The 21,160-nt window shown below is 68.3% G+C and carries 15 protein-coding genes; 2 read left to right on the top strand and 13 right to left on the bottom strand.

From position 1 onward, the window contains the following. Together L0U81_RS20610 and L0U81_RS20605 are read left to right on the top strand one after the other, a co-directional pair. A complete protein-coding gene (locus L0U81_RS20610; RefSeq protein ID WP_233805363.1) occupies positions 1 to 1,440 on the top strand; it encodes a serine/threonine-protein kinase in 1,440 nt (479 codons plus the stop codon). 27 nt (positions 1,441 to 1,467) lie between these two features. Then, positions 1,468 to 2,295: a PP2C family protein-serine/threonine phosphatase gene (locus L0U81_RS20605; RefSeq protein WP_233805362.1), complete on the top strand. Its 828-nt coding sequence runs from the start codon at positions 1,468 to 1,470 to the stop codon at positions 2,293 to 2,295. Here the strand turns inward: L0U81_RS20605 and tagF are convergent. The 13 genes from tagF to tssB form a co-directional block, all read right to left on the bottom strand. Beyond that, positions 2,292 to 2,876, bottom strand: coding sequence for a type VI secretion system-associated protein TagF (gene tagF / locus L0U81_RS20600; protein ID WP_233805361.1), 585 nt, complete (start codon positions 2,874 to 2,876; stop codon positions 2,292 to 2,294). The two genes, L0U81_RS20605 and tagF, sit on opposite strands and share 4 nt — an antisense overlap. After that, a complete protein-coding gene (gene tssM, locus L0U81_RS20595) occupies positions 2,876 to 6,298 on the bottom strand; it encodes a type VI secretion system membrane subunit TssM (protein ID WP_233805360.1) in 3,423 nt (1,140 codons plus the stop codon). Before tssM ends, tagF begins: the two co-directional genes overlap by 1 nt. Before the next feature lie 66 nt (positions 6,299 to 6,364). Then, a complete protein-coding gene (tssL, locus tag L0U81_RS20590; protein ID WP_233805359.1) occupies positions 6,365 to 7,711 on the bottom strand; it encodes a type VI secretion system protein TssL, long form in 1,347 nt (448 codons plus the stop codon). 41 nt (positions 7,712 to 7,752) lie between these two features. Further along, a complete protein-coding gene (gene tssK / locus L0U81_RS20585) occupies positions 7,753 to 9,105 on the bottom strand; it encodes a type VI secretion system baseplate subunit TssK (protein WP_233805358.1) in 1,353 nt (450 codons plus the stop codon). Between the two features lie 10 nt (positions 9,106 to 9,115). Further along, positions 9,116 to 10,537, bottom strand: a complete 1,422-nt coding sequence (tagH, locus tag L0U81_RS20580) for a type VI secretion system-associated FHA domain protein TagH (RefSeq protein WP_233805357.1) — start codon at positions 10,535 to 10,537, stop codon at positions 9,116 to 9,118. A gap of 20 nt (positions 10,538 to 10,557) precedes the next feature. Further along, positions 10,558 to 12,564 carry a type VI secretion system Vgr family protein gene (locus L0U81_RS20575; RefSeq protein WP_233805356.1) on the bottom strand — a complete coding sequence of 669 codons (2,007 nt, stop codon included), beginning with the start codon at positions 12,562 to 12,564 and terminating at the stop codon, positions 10,558 to 10,560. A gap of 14 nt (positions 12,565 to 12,578) precedes the next feature. Then, positions 12,579 to 12,968 (bottom strand): DUF4280 domain-containing protein, encoded by a 390-nt coding sequence (locus tag L0U81_RS20570; protein ID WP_233805355.1) that lies wholly within the window; start codon positions 12,966 to 12,968, stop codon positions 12,579 to 12,581. A 20-nt stretch (positions 12,969 to 12,988) separates the two neighbouring features. Next, entirely contained in the window at positions 12,989 to 15,595 is a 2,607-nt protein-coding gene (gene tssH, locus L0U81_RS20565) for a type VI secretion system ATPase TssH (RefSeq protein WP_233805354.1), read from the bottom strand. Beyond that, on the bottom strand, positions 15,588 to 16,622 hold the full coding sequence (gene tssG / locus L0U81_RS20560; protein WP_233805353.1) for a type VI secretion system baseplate subunit TssG: 1,035 nt from the start codon (positions 16,620 to 16,622) through the stop codon (positions 15,588 to 15,590). Before tssG ends, tssH begins: the two co-directional genes overlap by 8 nt. After that, positions 16,607 to 18,502 (bottom strand): type VI secretion system baseplate subunit TssF, encoded by a 1,896-nt coding sequence (gene tssF, locus L0U81_RS20555; RefSeq protein ID WP_233805352.1) that lies wholly within the window; start codon positions 18,500 to 18,502, stop codon positions 16,607 to 16,609. The genes tssG and tssF overlap by 16 nt, the downstream gene beginning before the upstream one ends. Next, complete coding sequence (gene tssE, locus L0U81_RS20550; RefSeq protein WP_233805351.1) at positions 18,499 to 19,056, bottom strand: type VI secretion system baseplate subunit TssE; 558 nt, start codon at positions 19,054 to 19,056, stop codon at positions 18,499 to 18,501. The genes tssF and tssE overlap by 4 nt, the downstream gene beginning before the upstream one ends. A 38-nt stretch (positions 19,057 to 19,094) precedes the next feature. Next, positions 19,095 to 20,597, bottom strand: coding sequence for a type VI secretion system contractile sheath large subunit (gene tssC / locus L0U81_RS20545; RefSeq protein WP_233805350.1), 1,503 nt, complete (start codon positions 20,595 to 20,597; stop codon positions 19,095 to 19,097). 4 nt (positions 20,598 to 20,601) lie between these two features. Beyond that, complete coding sequence (gene tssB, locus L0U81_RS20540; RefSeq protein ID WP_233805349.1) at positions 20,602 to 21,144, bottom strand: type VI secretion system contractile sheath small subunit; 543 nt, start codon at positions 21,142 to 21,144, stop codon at positions 20,602 to 20,604. Between the last annotated feature and the right edge of the window lie 16 nt (positions 21,145 to 21,160).

The following is a 21,160-nucleotide window of genomic DNA, read 5'->3' as shown; positions in this document are numbered from 1 at the left end:
GTGACAGCCGCCGCGACGGACACGCCACGCATCGCGCAGCTCGGCAAGTACCGCATCGAGGCGATGCTGGGCGCGGGCGCGATGGGCATCGTCTATCGCGCGTTCGATCCGCACATCGAGCGGCATGTCGCGCTGAAGACCGTCCGCCACGAGTTGTTCGAAGGCGGCGATCGAGCGAGCCTGATGGCGCGTTTGCGCAATGAGGCACAGGCGGCCGGTCGGCTCGCGCATCCGAACATCGTGGCCGTGTACGACTATGGCGAGACCACGGACACCGCTTATATCGCGATGGAACTCGTGAGCGGGCGGGGACTGAAGCAACTGCTCGACGCGGGCCGTCCGCTCGAACTCGCCTCCGCGCTCGACTGGTTCGGGCAACTGCTCGCCGCGCTCGGCTTCGCGCACGAGCACGGGGTCGTGCATCGCGACATCAAGCCCGCGAATCTGCTCGTCAGCGAACAAGGGCGGCTGAAGGTCGCGGACTTCGGCGTCGCGCATGTCGAGTCGTCCACGCTGACGCTGGCGGGCGCGATGATCGGCACGCCGAGCTACATGTCGCCGGAGCAGTTCACGGGCGAGCCCGTCGACGGGCGCTCCGACCTCTTTTCCGCCGCGATCGTGCTCTATCAGATGCTGACAGGTCTTCGGCCGTTCGCGGGGGCGTCGCACGTCGAGGTCATGCGGCAGGTGATGCACGAGACACCGCGAGCGCCTTCCGCCTGTAACCGTGCGCTGCCGCCCGCGCTCGACGACGTGCTGATGCGCGCGTTATCCCGACGCCCCGCCGCGCGTTTCCAGACGGCGGACGCGCTGCGCCGGGCCCTTGCCGATGCGTCGGACGGCGTGCAGCCTCTGCCGCCCGAACGCGCGGACGCAGTGGAAGACGACCGCACGATTCTGGAAGCGCAGGCAGCGAGACCCGCCGGGCCGCTCGCGTCAGGAACGGGTTCCTGGCGCGGCGAGTCGCTGCCCTCGTTGACAATGTGGCCCACCGCCATGCTCCTCCCGGTCGAGACTCAGCTCGCCGCGCAGATCGGGCCAGTAGCGCGTCTGCTCGTGCGGCGCGCCGCGGCGCGCATCGCCAATGCGCCGGACCTGCCCGCGCTCATCGCGCTGCTCGCGCCGCATGTTCCTTCCGACAAGGGTCGTGCGCAATTCATCGCCGCCTTCGCGGATGGGTCCCGTGCAGGCACGACGCATGGCACCGCGGCGTCGCGGCAGGGCGCAACCCAAGGTGCATCCTCTTCTTCATCGCTTGGCGTGGAAGAGGTGCAGGCCGCCGCGCTCAGGCTCGCCGTTTATCTCGGCCCGATCGCGACGATCGTCGCGAGACGCGAAGCATGCCACGCGGCCAGCCTGCGTGCGCTGCACGAGCGGCTCGCGGCGGCGATCTCCAACGAAGCCGACCGCGCGCGTTTCGAGCGCGACGTCGGACTGTAGCGACACGCATCCGAAGGAGCACGACCGATGGATTCCGACACGCTCACCCGCTGCGCACCGATCCGCCTTGCCACGTGCTCGGCGTTCGGCCTCACCGACACAGGGCGTGTGCGCCGCGAGAATCAGGACCGCTTCCTGATCGATCCGGGGTCGAACCTCATCGCGGTCGCGGATGGCATGGGCGGTCACGCATTCGGCGCACGCGCCAGCGCGACCGCGCTCGACTGCATCGCCGCGCGGCTCTCAGCTGACGCAATGCCACGCGCTCACGTCGAGGCAACATTCACCGATGATCCCGACGCCACCGTGTACGATGCAACCGCGTGCGCGATGCGCGCCGCCGCCGACGCGCTCGATCACGCCAACGCGATCCTCCACGCGATCAACCTGCGCGAGCGTCTCGCGCCTCGATCGATGGGCACCACGTTGACGGGCATCTGGCAGCCGTCCGGCTCAGGGCGGCTGATCTCGTTTCACATCGGCGACAGCCGGCTCTACCGCTATCGCGACCGCGCGCTGTCGCAGTTGTCGCGCGACCACACGCTTTATCAGCAGGCGCTGGAGCACGGTGTCATCGAACATCTGCCGCCGCGTAACGCGCTGCTGCAGGCGCTGGGGCCGATGCCGTCGATCGCCCCGGCCATCGAAGCGCATGCGTGGCTGCCCGCCGACCGTTATCTGCTGTGCAGCGACGGCTTGCACGCCGAAGTCTCGCATTGCGAGATCGAGGCGGTGCTCGCAGCGACAACGCCGCACGCTATCGACGACGCCTGCAGGGATCTCGTGGCGCTCGCACTGGATGCGGGCGGCAAGGACAACATCACAGCGGTCATTGTGTGCTTCGACGCCGTTTAGTCCGCGCGGCCGGCGGCATTGTCGAATAACCCGGCGACGAACGCGGCATCGGGCAGACCTGCGCTCGTGCGCGCCGCTTCCGCTTGCCACCAGACACTCATTCCCCGCGCACCGGCGTGTAATGGCGTCGAAACGCCGCTCGCGTGATGCGCGTGCGAGAGCGCCAGCAATCCGGCATCGAAATCCGCCAGACGCGCGCGCTCGTCGAGCGTCGCGAGCGCGAGCGCACCGCACCGCTCGAACCACGCGTCCGCATGCGCACGCCACCGCGGCCACGCAAGCGCGTCGACGGGCGCGGCGATCGTGAGTGGAAAGTGTCGGCCCGCGCTGTCGACGCTCGGCATCAGCACCCCCGCCCATCCGCTCTCCCCCAGCACGCCGCCGCCGAGCGCGAAGCGCCACAGCGGCGCGGTCAGATATGCATCGAGCCAGGCACGCCCGCGCGCCGCGCGGCTCGCGATCAGGGCCGCCTGCAGCATCGCGTCCCAAGGTTCGACGAAGCACGCCGGCAGGCGCCGCGTCACGAAGTCGCCGTTGCCGCGCAGCTTGCCAAAGCATCCGGCGACGCCCGGCGACGCCATCACAGGTGCTCCGGACAGCGAAACTGCTCGAGCGGCGCGCGCCGGAAAGGATTGACGACGCTCGTCGCATCCAGCTCGAGCACGGCCTTGCGTCCGGCGGAATCGAGCGTGAGTCTGTAGCGGTCCGGTTGCGCAGTGCCTTCGAGCCGGCCGGTGTCGATCAGATGCAGGAACGCCCACGGGCCGCTCGCATCCAGCGGCGGGGTCTGTGCGGCGGCGGGCGGATCGAACTGCGCGGCCGCGCGGCCCGTATTCTTGCCGCTCGGCCATTGCAGCAGCATCGACTGGAGACCGTCCTGCCTGAGCGCAAGCTGCTGACCGTCGATGTCGAGATTCACCTGCGTCACGGCCGGATCGAGAGAAAGCGCCTTCACGCGAAAACGGATCGACATGTCGCGGCTGCCGTCGTGGAAGAACGCGTCGCGGATCTGCGCGGCGCGCTGAAACTGCGCCAGCGCATCACGCGACGTGCCCGCCGGTGGAGTCCCGGCGCGCCATTGCCACACCGGCCCGCTCGTGTCGACCAGCGCGGCGAGGTTCTTCTGGAAGAAGTCGTCAATGAGGCCGCCCGGTGCGAACAGTTTGCCGAAGTCGTCGGCGGCGACATCGCGGGTCGAGGCATGCACGAATGGATAACGGCCATCGAGCGCGCGGCGGCACAACGGTCCCGCGCTCGCGTTCCACTGCGCGTCGAGGCGTGCGCGTTCGCCGCCTTCCACGAGCGCCGTGCCTGCCGTCGCGAGCGACGCCGCCACCGGCGTGAGCGGCGCCGGCGCCGTCTGGCTCGCGAGCCTCAGCTTGCCTAACGCGTCGCCGGCGGGCGCGGGCTGGCCCATTCTGCGCGCGGCGTCGGCCGCGTCGAGAAACACGGCGGCGTCCTTGAGCGGCGCAAGATCGCGGTCCAGCGCGGCAGCGTCGCCCGGCTTGCCCGCGAGCTCGTGCAACGGTTGAAAGTGCTCGTCGACGCGCGTCGTCGCGTCTTGCTTGCCGGATGCGTTCGCCGCGAGCGTCGTCTCGCGCGCCGCTGCGACGATGAACTTCCTGAGCGGCGAATCGGGCGCGGAAAGCCCGTTCGCGACACGCGCGCCATCGGCAAGACCGGTCACGGGCACGATGGTCACATCGTCGAGGAGGCCGTCCCATGCGCGGATATAGGCGTCGAAGTAGCGCTCGTCGAGCGCGGCGCGCAACGCGGCGATGCCCTCGGGCGTGAGTGCGACGTCGTCGCGGCCAAGCACCCAGGCGTCCTTCGCGACATCGGCGAGCGCGGCGTCGCGCGCTCGCGTGTATTGCGCGTAGCCGGCGCGGGTGTACGCGCCCGCCACGCCGGCCGTGAGCGGCGCGCCGCTCGTGCGCCTGAGCAGCAGCGGCGCGTTCGGCCCGGCGGCGGCGCTCACGTTGAATGCGGCCAGATTCGCCTGCGCGAGTTCGCCGTCCACCCGGTTGCCGACGCGCTGCGACAGCGGCAATTCGGCGAGGCGCGCGCGTGCCGCCTTGATGAGCGCGTTGTCGAGCGGCAGCGAGGGATCGAACTGCGTCTTGTCGAACAGCGCGGCGAGATGCGCATCGAGCGCGCTTCTTTGCGCGGGGCTCGCGTTGCCTGCGAGCGCCGGCACCAGATGGGCGCGCAACGCGGCGGGGTCGAAATGCGCCGCGTCGCCGAGCATCAGATACGCGCGCAAGGCTTCGTAGCGATACGCTTCGGTTTCCGAAGCATTCTCGGGAGCGCCGTCGCGCAACTCCTGGGTCAGCTTGCCGAGCGCGAGCGGCAGCAAGGTCTGATTGAGCAGGCGCCGGTAGGTGACACGCGCTTGCTGGCCGAGCTTGTCGCCCTGATAGAGCCAGAGCCGGGTGAGCCATGGCACCTGCCTGTCGGCGTCCGCGTAGCCGCCGGGCAGCGCGCGCGCCGCGTCGAGCAACGGCAGCACCGCGAGCGGGTTCGCGGTCGCGTTCGCTTCTCGCGCCAGTTGCTCGACGTGCCGGGTCTGCCGTTCGAACTCGGCGACATAGGCACGGTTGCGCTGATAGCTCACACCCATGCCCGCGAGCGCGAGTATCAGCGTCGCACCGACCAGCGCGAGCGCGCCTCGCCGCAGCCACGCGCGGCATTGCTCGAAGCGCGCGTTCGCGCCCACCAGCCCCGCCTCGGCGATCACCACGTCCTTGAGCAGCCGGTTGATGAAGTACGCACGCCCCGACGCGTCGCGCTGGTACGCAACGTCACTGCGCAACCCAAGCGATTGCGCGATGGCGCTGATCGCGCGGTCGATCGGCCGGCCGTGCTGCGTACCGCTCGTAAAGTAGACGCCGCGCAGAAACGGCGACGCCTCGAAGCGCGTGCCGCGGAACGCGCCGTCGAGAAAACACCCGAGCGCCGGCTGCAGCCCCGCGAACTGTTGAGCGAAGCCGTACAACCGCGCGCGCCGCTGCACGTCCGTTTCACGCTGCATGCGATGCAGCACGCGCGCCTGCAGCCGCGCGCCAAGCGCATCAAATTCGGCGGGGAACGCGGCGAGCGCGGCGCCCGCAGTCGGCGACTCGTCGAGTGGGAACGTGATGCCCCAGACCTGGTTGCGCTCCGCTTCGCCGAGGTCGTCGAAGAACTCGGTGAAGCCCGCCAGCAGATCGCACTTCGTCACGACGACGTAGACCGGAAAGCGCACCCCGAGCCTCTCGCTCAGCTCCGTGAGCCGGCTTCGGATCGTGCGGATGTGCGTGTCGCGCGCCGCCTCGTCCTGGCGCACCAGATCCGCCGCCGAGACCGTCACGATGAGACCGTTCAGCGGCCGGCGTGGCCGGTACTTGCGCAGCAGTTGCAGAAAGCCCGTCCACGCGGACCCGTCGGCTTGCGCGTCGCTGTCCTGCGTCGTGTAGCGGCCCGCGGTATCGACGAGCACGGCGTCGTCGGTGAACCACCACTCGCAGTGGCGCGTGCCGCCGACGCCGCCGATCGCCGCCTCGCCGAGCTTCTCGCGCAGCGGAAAGCGCAGGCCCGAGTGCGCGAGCGCCGTGCTCTTGCCGGTGCCCGGCGCGCCGATGAACATGTACCACGGCAGCTGGTACACCCATTGGCGGCCGTTGATGCCTTTCATGCGCGCCTGCCGCAGGATCGCAAGCGCCTGCTCGAAGCGCTCGCGCAGCACCGCGAGTTCCACACTGCCCGCCGCCTGACCCTGCCCTGCCACACCGCTCACGAAGCGCAGATTGACGAGTCGCGCGACGCCCGCGCGCGCGCCCCAGGCCAGCACCCACGCGGCGACGAGCAGCGCCATCGCGATCCAGCGGGCGCGCGGCGATTCGAGCGGCGCGTGTCCGTTGAACGCGAACAGCGGCCCTTCGAACCACACGACGACGAGCAGCGCGAGCACGCCCGCGAGCGTGAGCCATTGCGGCGGCGTCAGCGAACCTGCGATTTTTTTCATCGGTGTCTCCAAGCCTGAGTGTCGATACGAATGAGTTAGGCTGCGCCGCGTAGGCTGCGCCGCGCGTCACGAGGACGCGCCCGGCGCGAGCAGCGTGATTTCGACGCGGCGGTTTTTCGCGCGGCCAGCGGGCGTGTCGTTCGACGCGAGCGGCTCGGCGTCGCCCCGCCCTTCAGCGGAAAAGCGCGCGGGTGCGCCAGTGAAAGACGCGAGCATCGCGCGCACGCTTTCGGCGCGCGCCTGCGACAGATGCCAATTGGACGGGAAGCGCGCGGACAGGAGCCGCTGGTCATCAGTGTGGCCCGTGACGACGACCTTGCCGGGCACACTTTTCAGCGCCTCTCCGATGCGTCCGATCAACGCGTCGTAGGCCGGATCGAGCGTTGCGCTGCCGGACGCGAACAGGTTGTCGCCTGTAATCGTGATGATCGAGCGGTCCGCCGTCTCCCGCACCGAGACCAGCCCCTGGCGGATCTCGGGCGCAAGAAACGTCGACAGCGTCGCGGCGGCGGCGGACATCGCGGCAGGCGCGATCACGCTCGCCTGTACTGCGGGGCGCTCGCTGACCCGGATGCGGTTGAGCGCGTCGAACACGGGGTCGGAGGTACGGTTCAGGCTCTGCGCGAGCACGATGTGCGTCGCCACCACGACGACAGCCGCGAGCGCGGCGCAGACCCACGGCGGCATACGCTGCCCGAGCGGCCTGCGCGCGCGCTCGGCGGGCCGCCAGTTCACCGACAGCTCGGTCTCGAAAGCGCCACGCTGAATGCGGATGATGCGCTCGAGCCGCTCGCGAACGGATTCGAGCTGGCTGCGCCCGCCGTCGATCAGGCGATACCGCCCTTCGAAGCCGAGCGACAGGATCACGTACAGCAGTTCCAGGACGTCGACGTTGCGCGCCGGGTCTTGTGCGAGTCGTTGCAGGATCAGGAAGAAGCGCTCGCCCCCCGACGCTTCGTTATGGAAGGTGACGAGCAGGCTGCGGCTCGCCCATACACCGCTGCCCCACGGCGTGCCCGAGATCGCCTCGTCGATGCAGGTGCACAGGCAGTAACGCGCCGCCGCGAGCTTTTCGGTATCGATGCCGCTCGCGCGCGCGTCCTGCTCGAAGGTACGCACCATCCGCGCAAGCTCGGCGCGCAGTCCTTCGATATCGGCGATCGCCGCGCGCTGGCGCAGCGGCAGCGCAAGTTCGAGCAGCGCATTCGCGGCGCGCACGAGCGGGTTCAGGCCGGCCGCGACCGGCAGTACCGGCGAGCGGGCGCCGCGTGGCGCCGGTTGCTCGCGCTCTTCATTGCGCTCTTCATTGGGCTCCTCATTGCGCCGACGCGTCGCAGTGCGCCCGCCCGGTTGCGGAATCAGGATGGTGTCGTCCGGGTCGAAGCCGGCTTGCGGAAAGGTCGGTGCGTTCACGGTGAGGTCCTTCGTCGAATGTGGCCCAGAACCGGCCGCGCTCATGGGCGGATTGCCCAGAACTCGAGCTCGATCCCGGGGAAGTCACCTGCAACGTGCAACGCGACGCCAGCCGAAGTGGCGAACTGCCGCCACAACTCGCCGCCGCGTTCCAGCTCGAAATAGGTGAAGCCCGCATGGAACGGCAACTGGCGCGGCGCCACCGGCAGCGCACGCAACGCGATACCCGGTAACTGGAGATTGACGAGATCGCGGATGCGCTCGACCGGCCCGAGCTTGGCCTGCTGCGGGAAGCCATTGAGCAGCACGGCCGGCGCGAGATCGGCCTTCACCGCAAGCACGAAGCTCGCTGAGGCGAACAGCTCGCGGTCCGGCACGATCGCCACGCGCAAGCCGTACTTGCGCTCCTCCAGCGCGATCGGCACCGCATGCGGGTCCATCACGGCACTGAGCGCGCCACGCAGCGCGTCGATGAGCGGCGTGAAGGTCTCGTCGAGCCGCTCGTGGCGATAGACCGGAAAGGAGGCGGGACGCTTGCCGGACTGACTGAAGGTCGCGAGCTCGCCGGCCAGCTGCAACGCGTGCTGATGCAGATCATGCGGATGCAGGCCGGTGGTCGATGCGATCCCCGCGAACAGCGGCTCGGCCCGGTTGAGGACCTGCAGCAGCAGAAAGTCGGCGATCTCGGCCGCGCCGGTCGCGGCGGGCTGGGCAAGGCGCGCGGCGAGCGCATCGGCGCGCTGATGCATGAGGCCCACGAGTTCGTCGACGAAGCCGCACAAGCGGCGCGACACGCGATAGTCGAGGCAAGGCGGCGCGTAGGCGGAATCGATAACGAGGCTGTTGTCCGCACGGCGCTCGACGATACGCGCAATGCCGAGCGACGTGTGCGCATGGACCACGTCCCGCTCGAACGCGAGCCGTAGCTGAAGCTTGCCGACCTGCACGAGCGCGGCACCGATGGCGCCGTCGTTGCTGTCGAGCACTTCGGTCTCCGCGATGCGGTGACGCGCGAAACCATCATGGCCGCCCGTGCCCTCTGCGTGCGCCCCATGCGCGGCCTCAGGCACGCCCCGGCGCGCGACGGGCAGCGCCAGCACGACCGTCAGATCGCGCGCGTCCTCGGGCACGGCGAGCGGCAGCGGCAGATCATCGTCGGCGGGCAGTCGGAACGGACTGCCATCGGGCAACACGCCCGCGCACGAGGTCAGCGCGATGCGGCCGAGCTTCAGTTGCTCCACGTCGATCGCGAGCTCCGAGAATCCGAACGCATAGGGCCGCAGCGCGGCGCAGCGCGCGTCGATCTGCGCGCGCAGGTAGCGGTCATGCTGTTGCAGATGCTGCGGCTGAAGCAGCATGCCTTCCGACCAGATCACCTTGTTGTTCCAGGACATCGTCGCCTCACTATCGGATTGAAGGAGCCAGCGGGATCACGTCGGCGCGGCCGTTCACCTGCCGCTCGTATGCGTCGTTGAAGGCGCTGCCGCACAGAGCCTGAAGGTCGTCGGCGCTCGCGCGCGCGAGCTCGGCGTGCAGCGCAACCAGACGGTCCCACTGGCGCGCCTTTCTGCATGCGGGCAGCCAGTCGAACCTGCCGCGCCGTGTGTCGGCAGCGACGATTGCCTTTGGGTCGAAGCGGCCGAGCAGGTGCAGCATCGCCGCGCGCGTGCCCGCGAGGACCGCGACCTCGTGGCGGCGGATATCGTCGAATGCGCCTTCGAGTGCCGTCTGCGGCGGCAGGTATCCGGCGCTCGCGCCGCGCAGCATCTGCGCGAGCGCGCCGTCACCGTCGGGGAAGAATTTGAGCGGGTTGTTGTCGCGCTGGACCAGCATCGTCGTGTCGAGGCTGATCTCGCGCTTGAGCATCGAGCGTGACAGCAGCACGTCGACCACGCCGCGCACCGCCGTGCGCAACATCGCACCCGCGAGACGCGCGACCTCGGCGGCGTTGCGCCCGGCGAGCGCGCCGGCATCGACGCCCAGGCCGTCGAGCAACGCCGCGAAGGCCGCTTCGGCGTTGGCATCATTGGCTGCAACGCCGCTCGCCGGCGCGGCGCGGGACGGTGCGGCAGCCGGGATCGTGGGGCGCTGCACCGGTTCGCGTAGCGGCCCGGACGCGGCGCTCGCGGAAGACGCGAGCGCGACATCGCCCAACGGATCGTAGTCGTGCGGAATGCCGCCCGCCGGCGCATGCGTCATCGCGCCGGCAGGCGGCACGTAGGCGAACTGCTCGGGCGGCACGTGATCGCTGCCGGAACCGGCGAACACCGCGTGCCCGTCGAAGCGCCGCGGCGCTTCGTGCGCCGGGTGCGCGTCGCCAAGCGTCGCGGCGAGTGGATCGAAGCGCGGGCCCGGCAGCGGGCAATCCGCAAGCACCGCCGCGCGAGCGAGCGGATCGTGCGCGAACGTCTCCGTGAGCGCGTCCTCGCGCTGGCTCGACCGGTCGAGCGGATCGAAATCGCGGCGGTCATGCACGCCGAGGGGCGCGTCGAAGGCTTCGGCGGGCGCGGGCTCTAACGTCCGCACATCGAGCCGGTAGCCGCCAATCTCGAGCAAGTCGCCGTTGGCCAGCGGCACGGGCCGATCACTCGTGAGCGGCCTCCCGTTGAGCCGGCTGGGATTGGTGCCGAGGTCGGCGAGCCGCCAGCCGTCCTCGGTCCTGTCGATCCGCGCTTGCACACGCGACACGGTCTTTGCCGTATCCGGCAGCACCATCGTGTTGTCGGGGCCGCGCCCGATGGTGCCGCCCGCCGCGCCGAAGCGGCATGCGAGCGGCACATCGGGGGCGCTGCCCTGATACGTGTCGAGCGTGAGCGTCAGATACATGAGGACTTCTCCGTGCGCGTTCATTTCGAGCCGTCGTCGGCCTGGCGGGGATCGGCGGGCGCATCGGGCGACGCGCTCGCCGCACCCGCCCCGCCGCCCCCGCCGCCACAGTTGATCTGCACCACCACGCCATCGATCGACACCGGCCCTGCCGCATTGATCGCGATGCCGGATGGCCCCAGCACGATCGTGTTGCCGCCCGCCTTGAGCGTCAGCGTCACGCCCGCCTCGACGGTCACGTTGGCCTCGCCCTTGATATCGACGTTAACACCCGCCCCCACCAAAATATTCGCCCCGCTCTTGTGTTGCGTGTCGCCGCCGACATCGAGCGAATACTTGCCGCCGATCCGCACCCGCTGGTCGCCCTGCACGGCATCGCTGCGATTGCCGCCGCAGCGCGCCAGATCGTCGTGCTCGACAATCACGTGGCGCTCGTTGCCGATGCGCGTCAGGGCGTCGTGCTTCACCCAGGTCTCCAGATCGCGCTCGGCATGGAAGAACAGTTGCTCGGCCTCCTTGGTATCGTCGAAACGCATTTCGTTGAAGCCGTTGCCGCCCTTCGTCGAATTGCTCTTGAGCGTGGTGCGCGCCATCTTCGCGGCGAGTTCGTACGGCGTGGTCTGCGCGGCGTTGTAGACGCTGCCGATCACGAGCGGCTGGTCCGGGTCGCCCTCGATGAAATGCACCAGCACTTCCTGACCGATGCGCGGCAGGAAGAACGCCCCATAGCCCTTGCCGGCCCACGGCTGCGCGACCCGCACCCAGCAGCGCTGCAAGGACTCGCGCGAAGCCTCCGGCGCAAGCTGCTCCCAATGGAACTGCACCTTGATGCGCCCGTATTTGTCGGTGTGAATCTCTTCGCCGTTCGGCCCGACGACCACCGCTGTCTGCGGCCCCGCGACGCGCGCTCGCGCAGTACTGCGCGCGGCGCGAAATCCGGCGTCGCGCGGCAGTGCCCGAAAGGCGCAATCGAATACTGGCGGCCGGTTGTTCGGGTCGAGCGCGGATAGATAGTCATCCGAATTGATCGCGTACTCGGCCGAAACGACGAGGTATTCACGATTCTGCTGCTCCAGCGGGTGCCCGGTCAGCCGCACGAGGCCGCCGGGCCAGATGGCGCGCGCGGTCGTGCGTGCGCTGACGAACACGTTGGACGCCTGATGTGTCTCGGCATGCGCGCGCGCCAGTCGCTCGGCGTCTTCATGCTGCGTATAGCCGGGCGCGTGCTCCTGCATCGCGTAGACGGCAGGGTCGAAAGGCGTGCTGCGCAACGCCCGCGCGACCAGACCCTGCTGCGCCGATTGCGACGGCTTCTCGAAGTCGTAGTCGTTGATCTCGACGATGCCCGTGGCGACTTCGCCGCCGGTGGACCATGCATAGACCCACTCGTGCTCGTGCGGCATCGCCGGCTGCGGACGAAACGGCAGCGCGGCGCAATGCGGTGTCGCGCCGTGCACCTGCGACGAATCCGTGAGAATCAGCCGATGCTTGCCGCCCTGATGCTCGAAGAAGTAGTAAATGCCTTCTCGCTCGGCGATCCGGCTCACGAAATCGAAATCCGTCTCGCGATATTGTGCGCAATGCTCGACGCTCGGATACGTCGCCGAGCATTTGTTCTCGAAGTCGATGTGATAGTCGGCCAGCACCTTGCCGATGATCGCGGGCACGGTCATCTGGTGAAAAAAGCGGCAATGCGACGCGCGCGTGAGCAGCCAGAGGCGCGGGCGCACCGTGGCGCGATACATCGCCGGACGGTTGGGCTGCGTGCTCGCCGCACGCGCCAGCTCGAACGCCGTGACGATGCCGTTGTACTCGCGCGTGCCGCCGCCAGGAATCTCCAGCGACAGCGAGAAGTCGCTGCCGAGCATCCTGGCGATGTCGAGATTCGACCGATCAGCGAGCAGATCGACATCCCATTGCGCGAGCCGTCCGAGCTCCTCAACTCCGCGCATCCGATAGAGCACCAGCGCGTTCTTGCCGAGTGCGCAGGTCACCTGCGCGACACGATCGGTATCGGTGAGCGTCATCGCCGGCCTCGCTGTCAGGGAATCTGCGTTTCGCAGGTCGCCGGATCGACGATCGTCACCACGCCGCCCCAAATGCACTGGCAGGTGGATACGTTGTCGAGCGACGGCTGGTTGCCGAGCAGCACGTTGAGCGCACCGGGCACCCACGGCGACACGGTCACGGGCACGCAAGGCATCGGCGTCGGCGTGCCGAGCGCGGCGGCGGTGGCTGCGGCGACCTCCGGATTCGCCGGCGACGTGCACATGCCGAACGGCATGATGTTCACGAGCGGCACGTGATCCATGATGTTCGCGGCGAGCGGCCCTTCACAGAGCACCCGGTTTATGGGCAGCACGACGAGCTCCGACGGCGCCATGCCGAACGAGCATTGCAGTGTCGCGCCCATGCTGACTTGTTGTGGCATGGCTGGCTCCTTGTTCAATATCAGTCGAAGGCATAGGTAAAGTCGCCGTCGCACACGCCGACTTCGACTTTCCCGACCGTGCTGCCCTCGACCAGACGGCCGAGGAATTCCTTGCTCACACGCGGCAGCAGCGTGTTGGTGAGGATCGCGTCGATCATCCGGCCACCGCTCGCGAGTTCCGTGCAGCGTCGCGCAATCAGGCCGACCACCGCGTCGTCGTAGGCGAAACTCACGCGATACTGCTGCTCGATGCGCCGGCCGATGCGCGCGAGTTGCAGACGGATCACCGCATCGAGCATCGCGTCGTCGAGGGGGTAATACGGGATCACCGCGACGCGTCCGAGCAACGCGGGAGGAAACGCGTCGAGCAGCGGGGTGCGCAGTGCTCGCGCGATCTCTTCCGGCGACGGCGCCTCACGCCCGCCGCCGCACAGATGCGTGATGAGTTCGGTGCCGACGTTGGTCGTGAGCAGGATCAGCGTGTTGCTGAAATCGATCTCGCGGCCTTCGCCGTCTTCCATGCGGCCCTTGTCGAAGACCTGAAAGAAGAGCTTGTGCACGTCCGGGTGGGCCTTCTCGAATTCGTCGAGCAGCACCACGCTGTAGGGACGCCGCCGCACCGCCTCGGTGAGCACGCCGCCTTCGCCATAGCCGACGTATCCCGGCGGCGCGCCCTTGAGCAGCGACACCGTATGCGCCTCCTGGTACTCGCTCATGTTCACGGTGATGACATTGTCTTCACCGCCATACAGCGCTTCGGCAAGCGCGAGCGCAGTTTCGGTCTTGCCCACGCCCGAGGTGCCCGCCAGCATGAACACGCCGACCGGCTTGCAGGGATCGTCGAGCCCGGCGCGCGCGGTCTGCACGCGGCGCGCGATCATCTCCATCGCGTGACGCTGCCCGACGATGCGGCGGTTCAGCGTCGCCGCCAGATCGAGCACGCTCGCGGCTTCGTCGCGGACCATGCGGCCGACCGGAATACCGGTCCAGTCCTGCACCACCGACGCGACCGCATGCGCATCCACGCCCGGCAAGATGAGCGGCGCTTCGCCCTGACGTTCCGCGAGCTCAGCGCTCATCGCCTGCAATTGCGAAAGCGTTTCGCCCTCGCCGCCCTCCTCGATGGACCGCCGCGCCGCGAGGATGCGCACGACCAGCGCGCGCTCCGTTTCCCAGCGCGCGGTGAGATCCGCGAGGCGCGCGCGCTCGGCGTCGAGACGCGCCGCGACATCGGCGGCCCGTTCTTGCGTGTCAATGCCGAGCGCCGCTTCACGCGTCACGATCTCGCTTTCGGTCTGCCACGTCTCGATGCGCCGTTTCGCATCGTCGATGGCGGGCGGCAGCGCCTGCTGACTCACCGCGACGCGGGCACAGGCCGTGTCGAGCAGGCTCACCGCCTTGTCGGGCAACTGCCGCGCCGGGATGAAGCGATGCGAGAGCTTCACGGCAGCCTCCACCGCCTCGTCGAGCACCTGCACGCCGTGATGCCGCTCCATCTTGCCCACGAGGCCGCGCATCATCGCGATCGCGCCTGCCTCGGAAGGCTCCGGCACCTTGACCACCTGGAAGCGCCGCGTGAGCGCCGGATCTTTCTCGATGTGCTTCTTGTATTCGACCCACGTCGTCGCGGCGATGGTGCGCAGCGTGCCGCGTGCGAGCGCTGGCTTGAGCAGGTTGGCGGCATCGCCGGTGCCAGCCGCGCCGCCTGCGCCGACGAGCGTATGCGCTTCGTCGATGAAGAGAATCACCGGTTTTGCCGACGCCTGCACCTGCTCGATCACCTGCTTGAGCCGGCTCTCGAACTCGCCTTTGACGCTCGCGCCCGCCTGCAGCAGACCGACGTCGAGTGTGCGCACGACGGCGTCGCGCAATGCGGGAGGCACCTCACCCGCGACGATACGCTGCGCGAAACCTTCGACCACCGCCGTCTTGCCGACGCCTGCCTCGCCCGTGAGGATCGGGTTGTTCTGGCGCCGGCGCATGAGAATGTCGATGACCTGGCGAATCTCCATGTCGCGTCCGACGATGGGATCCAACTTACCCTCGCGCGCCTCGGCGGTGAGATCGACCGTATAGCGGGTCAGCGCGTCCTGCTGACCGGACGGTACGACCGCGGGCGCCACCGACTCATCGGCGGTAGCGGCATGCGCTTCAGGTGAACCTTCGAGCAGCGCGTCGAAGCGGCCGGACAGTGCATCGAAGCTGATCTTCTCGAACTGACGCGAAAGCGCGTAAAGCGCATTGCGCAGGTTGGGCGTGCGCAACATGCCGATCACGAGGTGTCCGGTGCGCACCTTCGCGGCATTGAACATCAGCGAACCGAAGACCCAGCCGCGCTCGACGGCTTCGTCGACTTGCGCGGAGATATCGGAAACAGAGGTCGCGCCGCGCGGCAGACGATCGAGCGCGGCTGTCAGATCGCGCTCGAGTGCGGTCTCGTCCAGCTCGAAATGACGCACGAGGCGCCGCACATCCGAATCCGCCGCGAGCAGGATCTGATGCATCCAGTGCGCCAGCTCGACATAGGGATTGCCGCGCAGCTTGCAGAACGCGGCGCCGTTTTCGATCGCGCGATAGGCAAGCGAATCGAGCTTGCCGAACAACGCCGTGCGGCTGATCTCAGTCATGAGAAGTCTCCTTGCGATGGCTCGCTCCCGCCTGCCCGGCGATCACGACCCGATGGTTGTCATGAACCGGCGCACCGCTGGTGAGCCACGTGTTCCAGCCGAGACGTGAGCCGTTCGTGGCCGTCCCTTGCAGCCGCAGCGCGGGCACCTCGTCGCGCTTCAGATGCAGCGTCATGTCCCAGTCGAGCGGATCGCGCACGTAGTTGCGGACCCAGTCAACGAGCTTCGTGAGGCTCTGCCCGCCCGGCAGGAAGCGTGCGAAGTCGGCATAGCCAAGCGGTCCGATCGCAATGCGGAACTTGTGCTGGCAGTCCCACACCCGTGTACCGACGACCGTCGATACACCAAGCTGCGCGCCGCCGAGACGCGTGCGGGCGTCCTCCGGCAGCGCGATCCAGTGGCCGCGCCACGGCTCGATCGACACGTTCACACCAAAGAAGCGCGCGAGAATCAGCCGCAGACCGTCCGCGTGGCGCGTCGGCGCGGCGAGCACGCCCGCGAAGTGACGCTTGGCGGAATCAGGCACCGCGTCGCGATCGGCGAGCGCGGGCGCGCCCAGACCGAACAGGCTGCCGACGTAATCCGCGAACCGATCGTCGCGCGGACGCTCGGCGCTCACGACCGGTTGGGCGTCGGCCCACGCGCGATAGAAGAGCGACAGCATCCGGTGATGGAACACGTCGAGAAAGCGCGCGAGCGTCGGATCGTTCGCGTTGCGCGCGCGATCGCGCACATAGGCGGTCAGGTGGGTCGGCAGCGGGCCGTTCGGTCCAAGCAGGCCGAGAAAATTCACCGCGAGACGGCCGGGCTGCCCGTTCTCGCCCGGCACGTAGTCGCCGAGCGTGGTCGGATGGAAGATCAGCTCCGTGTCTTGCGACAGGCGCACGGCGTCGTCGCGCGCGGCCAGCGACCGGCCGAGGCGCGGACGCTCGGCATGCGCCCGCTCGATCAGCCGCAGCGCCTGAAAGAAGTCGAAGCGACGGGCGTCGCGCGCGAGCACGCCGTCGATGGTCAAAGCGTCGCGCATCGTCCGGTCCTCGCTGGCCACTGCATGATCGGACCGCGCGCGAGCGTCGCGACGTGAGTTTCGGTGAACGAATTGATCGACACGTACTGCGCGAAGAACCGCGCGAGCACCGCGCCGAGCAGGAACGCGCTCGCGCCCTCGAACGCGGCGTCGTCGAAGCGCAGCGTGATCGCGAGGCCGCGCCCATAGACGATCGGCCCCGGCGAAGGCAAGCGCCGCACGACAGGCGCGCACGACACCGAGCGCAGTCCCTCCACCTGCCGGTGCGCGGCGGCGTCATCGGCCGGGCAGTACAGCGTGAGCAGTTCGCGCAGCGCGCGGGCGCCTTCCTGCTCGTTCGCATCGACGAGCGACGCGTAGTTCAGCGAGAGATGATCGAGCAGCCGCCATGCAGCCGGCCCCTCGGCGAACGACGGCAGCGGCCGGCTCGGCCCCGCGACGCAGCGCACGGCGGTGACGGGCGCTTCGGCATCGAGCGTAAAGTCGGTCGAGCCCGCGCCGAGCGGAATCGACAGCGGCAGGTCGCGGTTCGTACACCACGCGCTGATGCCGAGCTGACGCACTTCGCCGCCCTGCGGCGCACCCGCCGCATCGACCAGCGCGATGAAGGCTTCGCTGCCGAGGTAGCTGCTGCGCGCGCCGTTCTGCTGCTGCCGCGCCGACGCGCGTCGAGCCTCACGGCGCAACTGATAGAACGCGCCGCCCTCGCCCGGCATGTCGAGGTCCTTCGCGCAGTGGAACGGCCGGTATTGCTTCTCCGCAGCCGTGCCCGCGCCGTAGCCGGTGACTTCGTCGATCTGATGGATTTCGTAATCCATCGGCCGCGTGCGGTCGACGACGATGTGATGCTCGAACTCCGTTTCCGAAAGCGCGACGCGGTCGGTGCGGCGGCGAAACAGGTTGATGGCGGGCGTGCAGTCGAGTGCGAAATTGGCTGCGTCGACGCCACGTTCGAGCGACGCGTCCGCCTGATCGAGCAGGATCACGATCTCCGCGTCCTGGCCGCGGCAATGACGCAGCGCGTCGCGCAAGCCGGCCAGTTCGACGAACATGAAACGCGGCGCGAAGGCGAAATACTCCTGCAGCAGCCGATAGCCGTCGAACGATTGCTGGCCGACCGGCAGAAGCGCCTCGTCCTCGGCGAAGCCAAGCGGCCGCAACGCGCTTTTCGGCAACAGACCGAGCGTGGCCGCCGCGTTCGCGCCATTGCTCGGCTGCATCACCGCGACGCCGACGCAATGCGCGAGAAGCCGCTCGTGCAGACGTGCCGGCAGGCCGTCGGGGCCGCGCAGATAGAGCGAGAGACGATCGAGCGCGAGACGGTCGAAGCCGAGCGAGCCGGTCGCGCGCAGCCGCAGGCGCAATCCCGCCTTGACGCCCGCGGGCAACGCCGGCGACGACGCGTTGAGCGAACCTGCATGCGTGAAGAACCTGGCGTGCGCGATCTCGACTGGCCAAAGCGTCAGCGCATGCGCGGTGCGGTATTCGCAGCGCGTCGACGCGGACTTGTCGAGCATGCTGCGCAGCGCCGTATGGCGCGGCACGACAATCCCATCGGCGCTGGCGGCGAGTTGCGGGTTCGCATGGTCCGCCTGAAGCTGGACGACCGCCATCGACGGCGTCGGCGCCAGATAGTGCGGATACGCCAGTTCCAGCAGATGCTGCGTGAAGCGCGGGAACTCGGCTTCGAGCTTCATCCGCACGCGCGCGGCGAGGAAGCTGAAGCCCTCCAGCAACCGTTCGACATACGGGTCCGCGCATTCGACGCCGTCCAGTGCGAGCCGCCCGGCGATCTTCGGAAATGCGGCGGCGAATTCGCCGCCCATCTCCCGTACGTGCTGGAGCTCCTGGCTGTAGTACTTGAGGAACTCGGGGTTCATGCCTGCTGCTCCCCGGCCGACCCGGCGCGCATGCTCGATGCGTCGAAAACGCGCGCCTCGCCCGCTTCGAGATCCAGTTCCGTGCGCAGGAAAAGTCGCTCGGGATACGGCTGCGACCACAGGTCCGCCTCGATCTCGAAGCGGATCACATGGCCGCCCCTCATACCCTTCGCGCCCTTCGCGCCCTTCGCATCGTCGATCGCCGTCACGCGCACCGATTCGCGCGCGAGCCGCGGCTCGAAGGCCCACAAGGCGTCGCGAATCAGGCGCTCCAGCGTACCCGCCGTGAGCGCGGCGACGTCACGCCCGGCGAGGTCCGGCAGACCGTAGTTCAGCACCGACGTCGCGACATGCGGCAAGTCCGCCCCGTCCGTGCCCGCGCCGAGAGCGCTCGCGTTCAGCAGCCAGCCGATGTCGCGCTGCACGCTGTCGCGCAGCGCGCGCGCCGAGATCACGCGACGCTCGCGGGATTCATGACGCGCGTGCGGTTCGAGATCAGTCAGGCGGTCCAGCAACGACGGCTGCAGGCGGTCCCGGGCGGAAGGTTCGTACATGAGCGGCTCTCCAGCAGGATCAGTGGGCGCGACGAGACTCAGGCGGTCTTGGCAGTCGGCAGCTTCGACACGAGCCGCAACGACACCGTGAGACCTTCGAGCTGGTAGTGCGGGCGCAGGTAGAACTTCGACGTGTAGTAGCCCGGATTGCCCTCCACTTCCTCCACGACGACCTGCGCGTCGGCAAGCGGCTTGCGCGCCTTGGTGTCATCGGAGGAGTGGGTGGGGTCGCCGTCGACGTACTGGAGAATCCAGTTCTGCAGCCAGCGCTCCATGTCGTCGCGCTCCTTGAACGAGCCGAGCTTGTCGCGCACGATGCACTTCAGGTAGTGCGCGAAACGGCAGCACGCGAACAGATACGGCAGCCGCGCCGCGAGATTCGCGTTGGCGGTGGCGTCCGGATCCTCATATTCGGCCGGCTTGTGCAGCGACTGCGCGCCAATGAATGCCGCGAAGTCCGAGTTCTTCTTGTGCACGAGCGGCATGAAGCCGTTCTTGGCGAGTTCGGCCTCGCGCCGGTCGCTGATGGCGATCTCGGTCGGGCACTTCATGTCGACGCCGCCGTCGTCGGTCGGGAACGCGTGCACCGGCAGCCCCTCTACCGCGCCGCCCGATTCGACGCCGCGGATGCGTGAGCACCAGCCGGACATCTTGAACGAGCGCGTGATGTTCGTCGCCATCGCATACGATGCGTTCGCCCACGCGTACTTGCTGCTGTTCGCGCCCGCGGTGTCTTCCTCGAAATCGAACGCCTCGACCGGGTCGGTCTTCGCGCCGTAGGGTGCGCGCGCGAGAAAGCGCGGCATCGCGAGGCCGATGTAGCGCGAATCTTCCGAATCACGCAGCGAGCGCCACGCGGCATGCTCGGGGGTCTGGAAGATCTTGGTCAGGTCGCGCGGGTTCGCGAGTTCCTGCCAGGATTCCATCAGGAGCGCAGCCGGGTCCGCGCCAGCAATGAACGGCGCGTGCGCCGCCGCCGCGATCTTCGCGATCTGCGTAAGCAGGTCGACATCGGGGCCGCTGTGATCGAAGTAGTAATCCGCGACCAGCGCGCCGTAGGGCTCGCCGCCGAACTGGCCGTACTCTTCCTCGTAGAGCTTCTTGAAGAGCGGGCTCTGGTCCCACGCGACGCCGCGGTACTTCTTCAGCGTTTTGTGCAGCTCCGCCTTGGAGATGTTCAGCACGCGGATCTTGAGCGACTCGTCGGTTTCCGTGTTGTTGACGAGGTAATGCAGGCCGCGCCATGCGCTCTCGACCCGCTGGAACGGCTCGCTGTGCAGGATGAGGTTGATCTGCCCGGTGAGCGCCTGGTCGATCTGCGCGATCAGCGCCTCGATGGTCGCGAGGACATCGCCGGAAATCACGCCGGTGTCGCGCAACGTCTGCTCGGCGAGCGTGCGCACCGCGTTCGCGACTGCGTCGCGAGCACGATCGGACTTTGGCTTGAACTCCTTTTGCAGCAGCGCGGAGAAATCGTCGAGTTCGGGCGCCGCTTCGATCACAGACTCGCTCGTCTGTTGCTGGATGCTGAAATCGTTCATCGCGTCATGCTCCGGTAGTTGAAGCGCGGTTGGACGTATCGTCGGACGGCGCGTCGGCGCGCGGCTGCGCGGCGAGTGCTTTCATCAACGTGGGCTCTTCCAGCAGGCGGGCGATCAGCGCTTCGGCACCGGTCTTGCCGTCCATGTAGGTCAGCAGGTTGGCCAGTTGAGTACGCGCTTCCAGCAGTTGCCGCAGCGGCTCGACCTTGCGGGCGATCGCGGCGGGCGTGAAGTCGTCCATGCTCTCGAAGGTCAGATCGACTGCGACGTTGCCGTCGCCCGTCAGCGTGTTCGGCACCTGCACCGCCACGCGCGGCTTCATCGACTTGAGACGCTCGTCGAAGTTGTCCACGTCGATCTCGAGAAACTTCCGTTCGGCGGCCGGCGCGAGCGGCTCGGCGGGCTGTCCCGACAGATCCGCCAGCACCCCCATCACGAAGGGCAGATTGACCTTCTTCTCCGAACCGTAGACTTCGACGTCGTATTCGATCTGCACGCGCGGCGCACGATTGCGCGCGATGAATTTCTGACTGCTTTCCTTTGCCACGATGTCCACTCCTTTG

It is taken from the genome of Paraburkholderia sp. HP33-1, from assembly GCF_021390595.1.
In the GTDB taxonomy this organism is placed as follows: Bacteria; Pseudomonadota; Gammaproteobacteria; order Burkholderiales; family Burkholderiaceae; genus Paraburkholderia.
Note: the sequence above shows the minus strand (reverse complement) of the source record. Positions and strands in the feature narration are given on the sequence as shown.

Coding starts and splice junctions, on each gene's coding strand:
- L0U81_RS20605 (WP_233805362.1), top strand. CDS start 1,468: ATGGATTCCGACACGCTCACCCGCTGCGCACCGATCCGCCTTGCCACG.
- tagF (WP_233805361.1), bottom strand. CDS start 2,876: ATGGCGTCGCCGGGCGTCGCCGGATGCTTTGGCAAGCTGCGCGGCAAC.
- tssM (WP_233805360.1), bottom strand. CDS start 6,298: ATGAAAAAAATCGCAGGTTCGCTGACGCCGCCGCAATGGCTCACGCTC.
- tssK (WP_233805358.1), bottom strand. CDS start 9,105: ATGTCCTGGAACAACAAGGTGATCTGGTCGGAAGGCATGCTGCTTCAG.
- tagH (WP_233805357.1), bottom strand. CDS start 10,537: ATGTATCTGACGCTCACGCTCGACACGTATCAGGGCAGCGCCCCCGAT.
- L0U81_RS20575 (WP_233805356.1), bottom strand. CDS start 12,564: ATGACGCTCACCGATACCGATCGTGTCGCGCAGGTGACCTGCGCACTC.
- L0U81_RS20570 (WP_233805355.1), bottom strand. CDS start 12,968: ATGCCACAACAAGTCAGCATGGGCGCGACACTGCAATGCTCGTTCGGC.
- tssH (WP_233805354.1), bottom strand. CDS start 15,595: ATGACTGAGATCAGCCGCACGGCGTTGTTCGGCAAGCTCGATTCGCTT.
- tssG (WP_233805353.1), bottom strand. CDS start 16,622: ATGCGCGACGCTTTGACCATCGACGGCGTGCTCGCGCGCGACGCCCGT.
- tssF (WP_233805352.1), bottom strand. CDS start 18,502: ATGAACCCCGAGTTCCTCAAGTACTACAGCCAGGAGCTCCAGCACGTA.
- tssE (WP_233805351.1), bottom strand. CDS start 19,056: ATGTACGAACCTTCCGCCCGGGACCGCCTGCAGCCGTCGTTGCTGGAC.
- tssC (WP_233805350.1), bottom strand. CDS start 20,597: ATGAACGATTTCAGCATCCAGCAACAGACGAGCGAGTCTGTGATCGAA.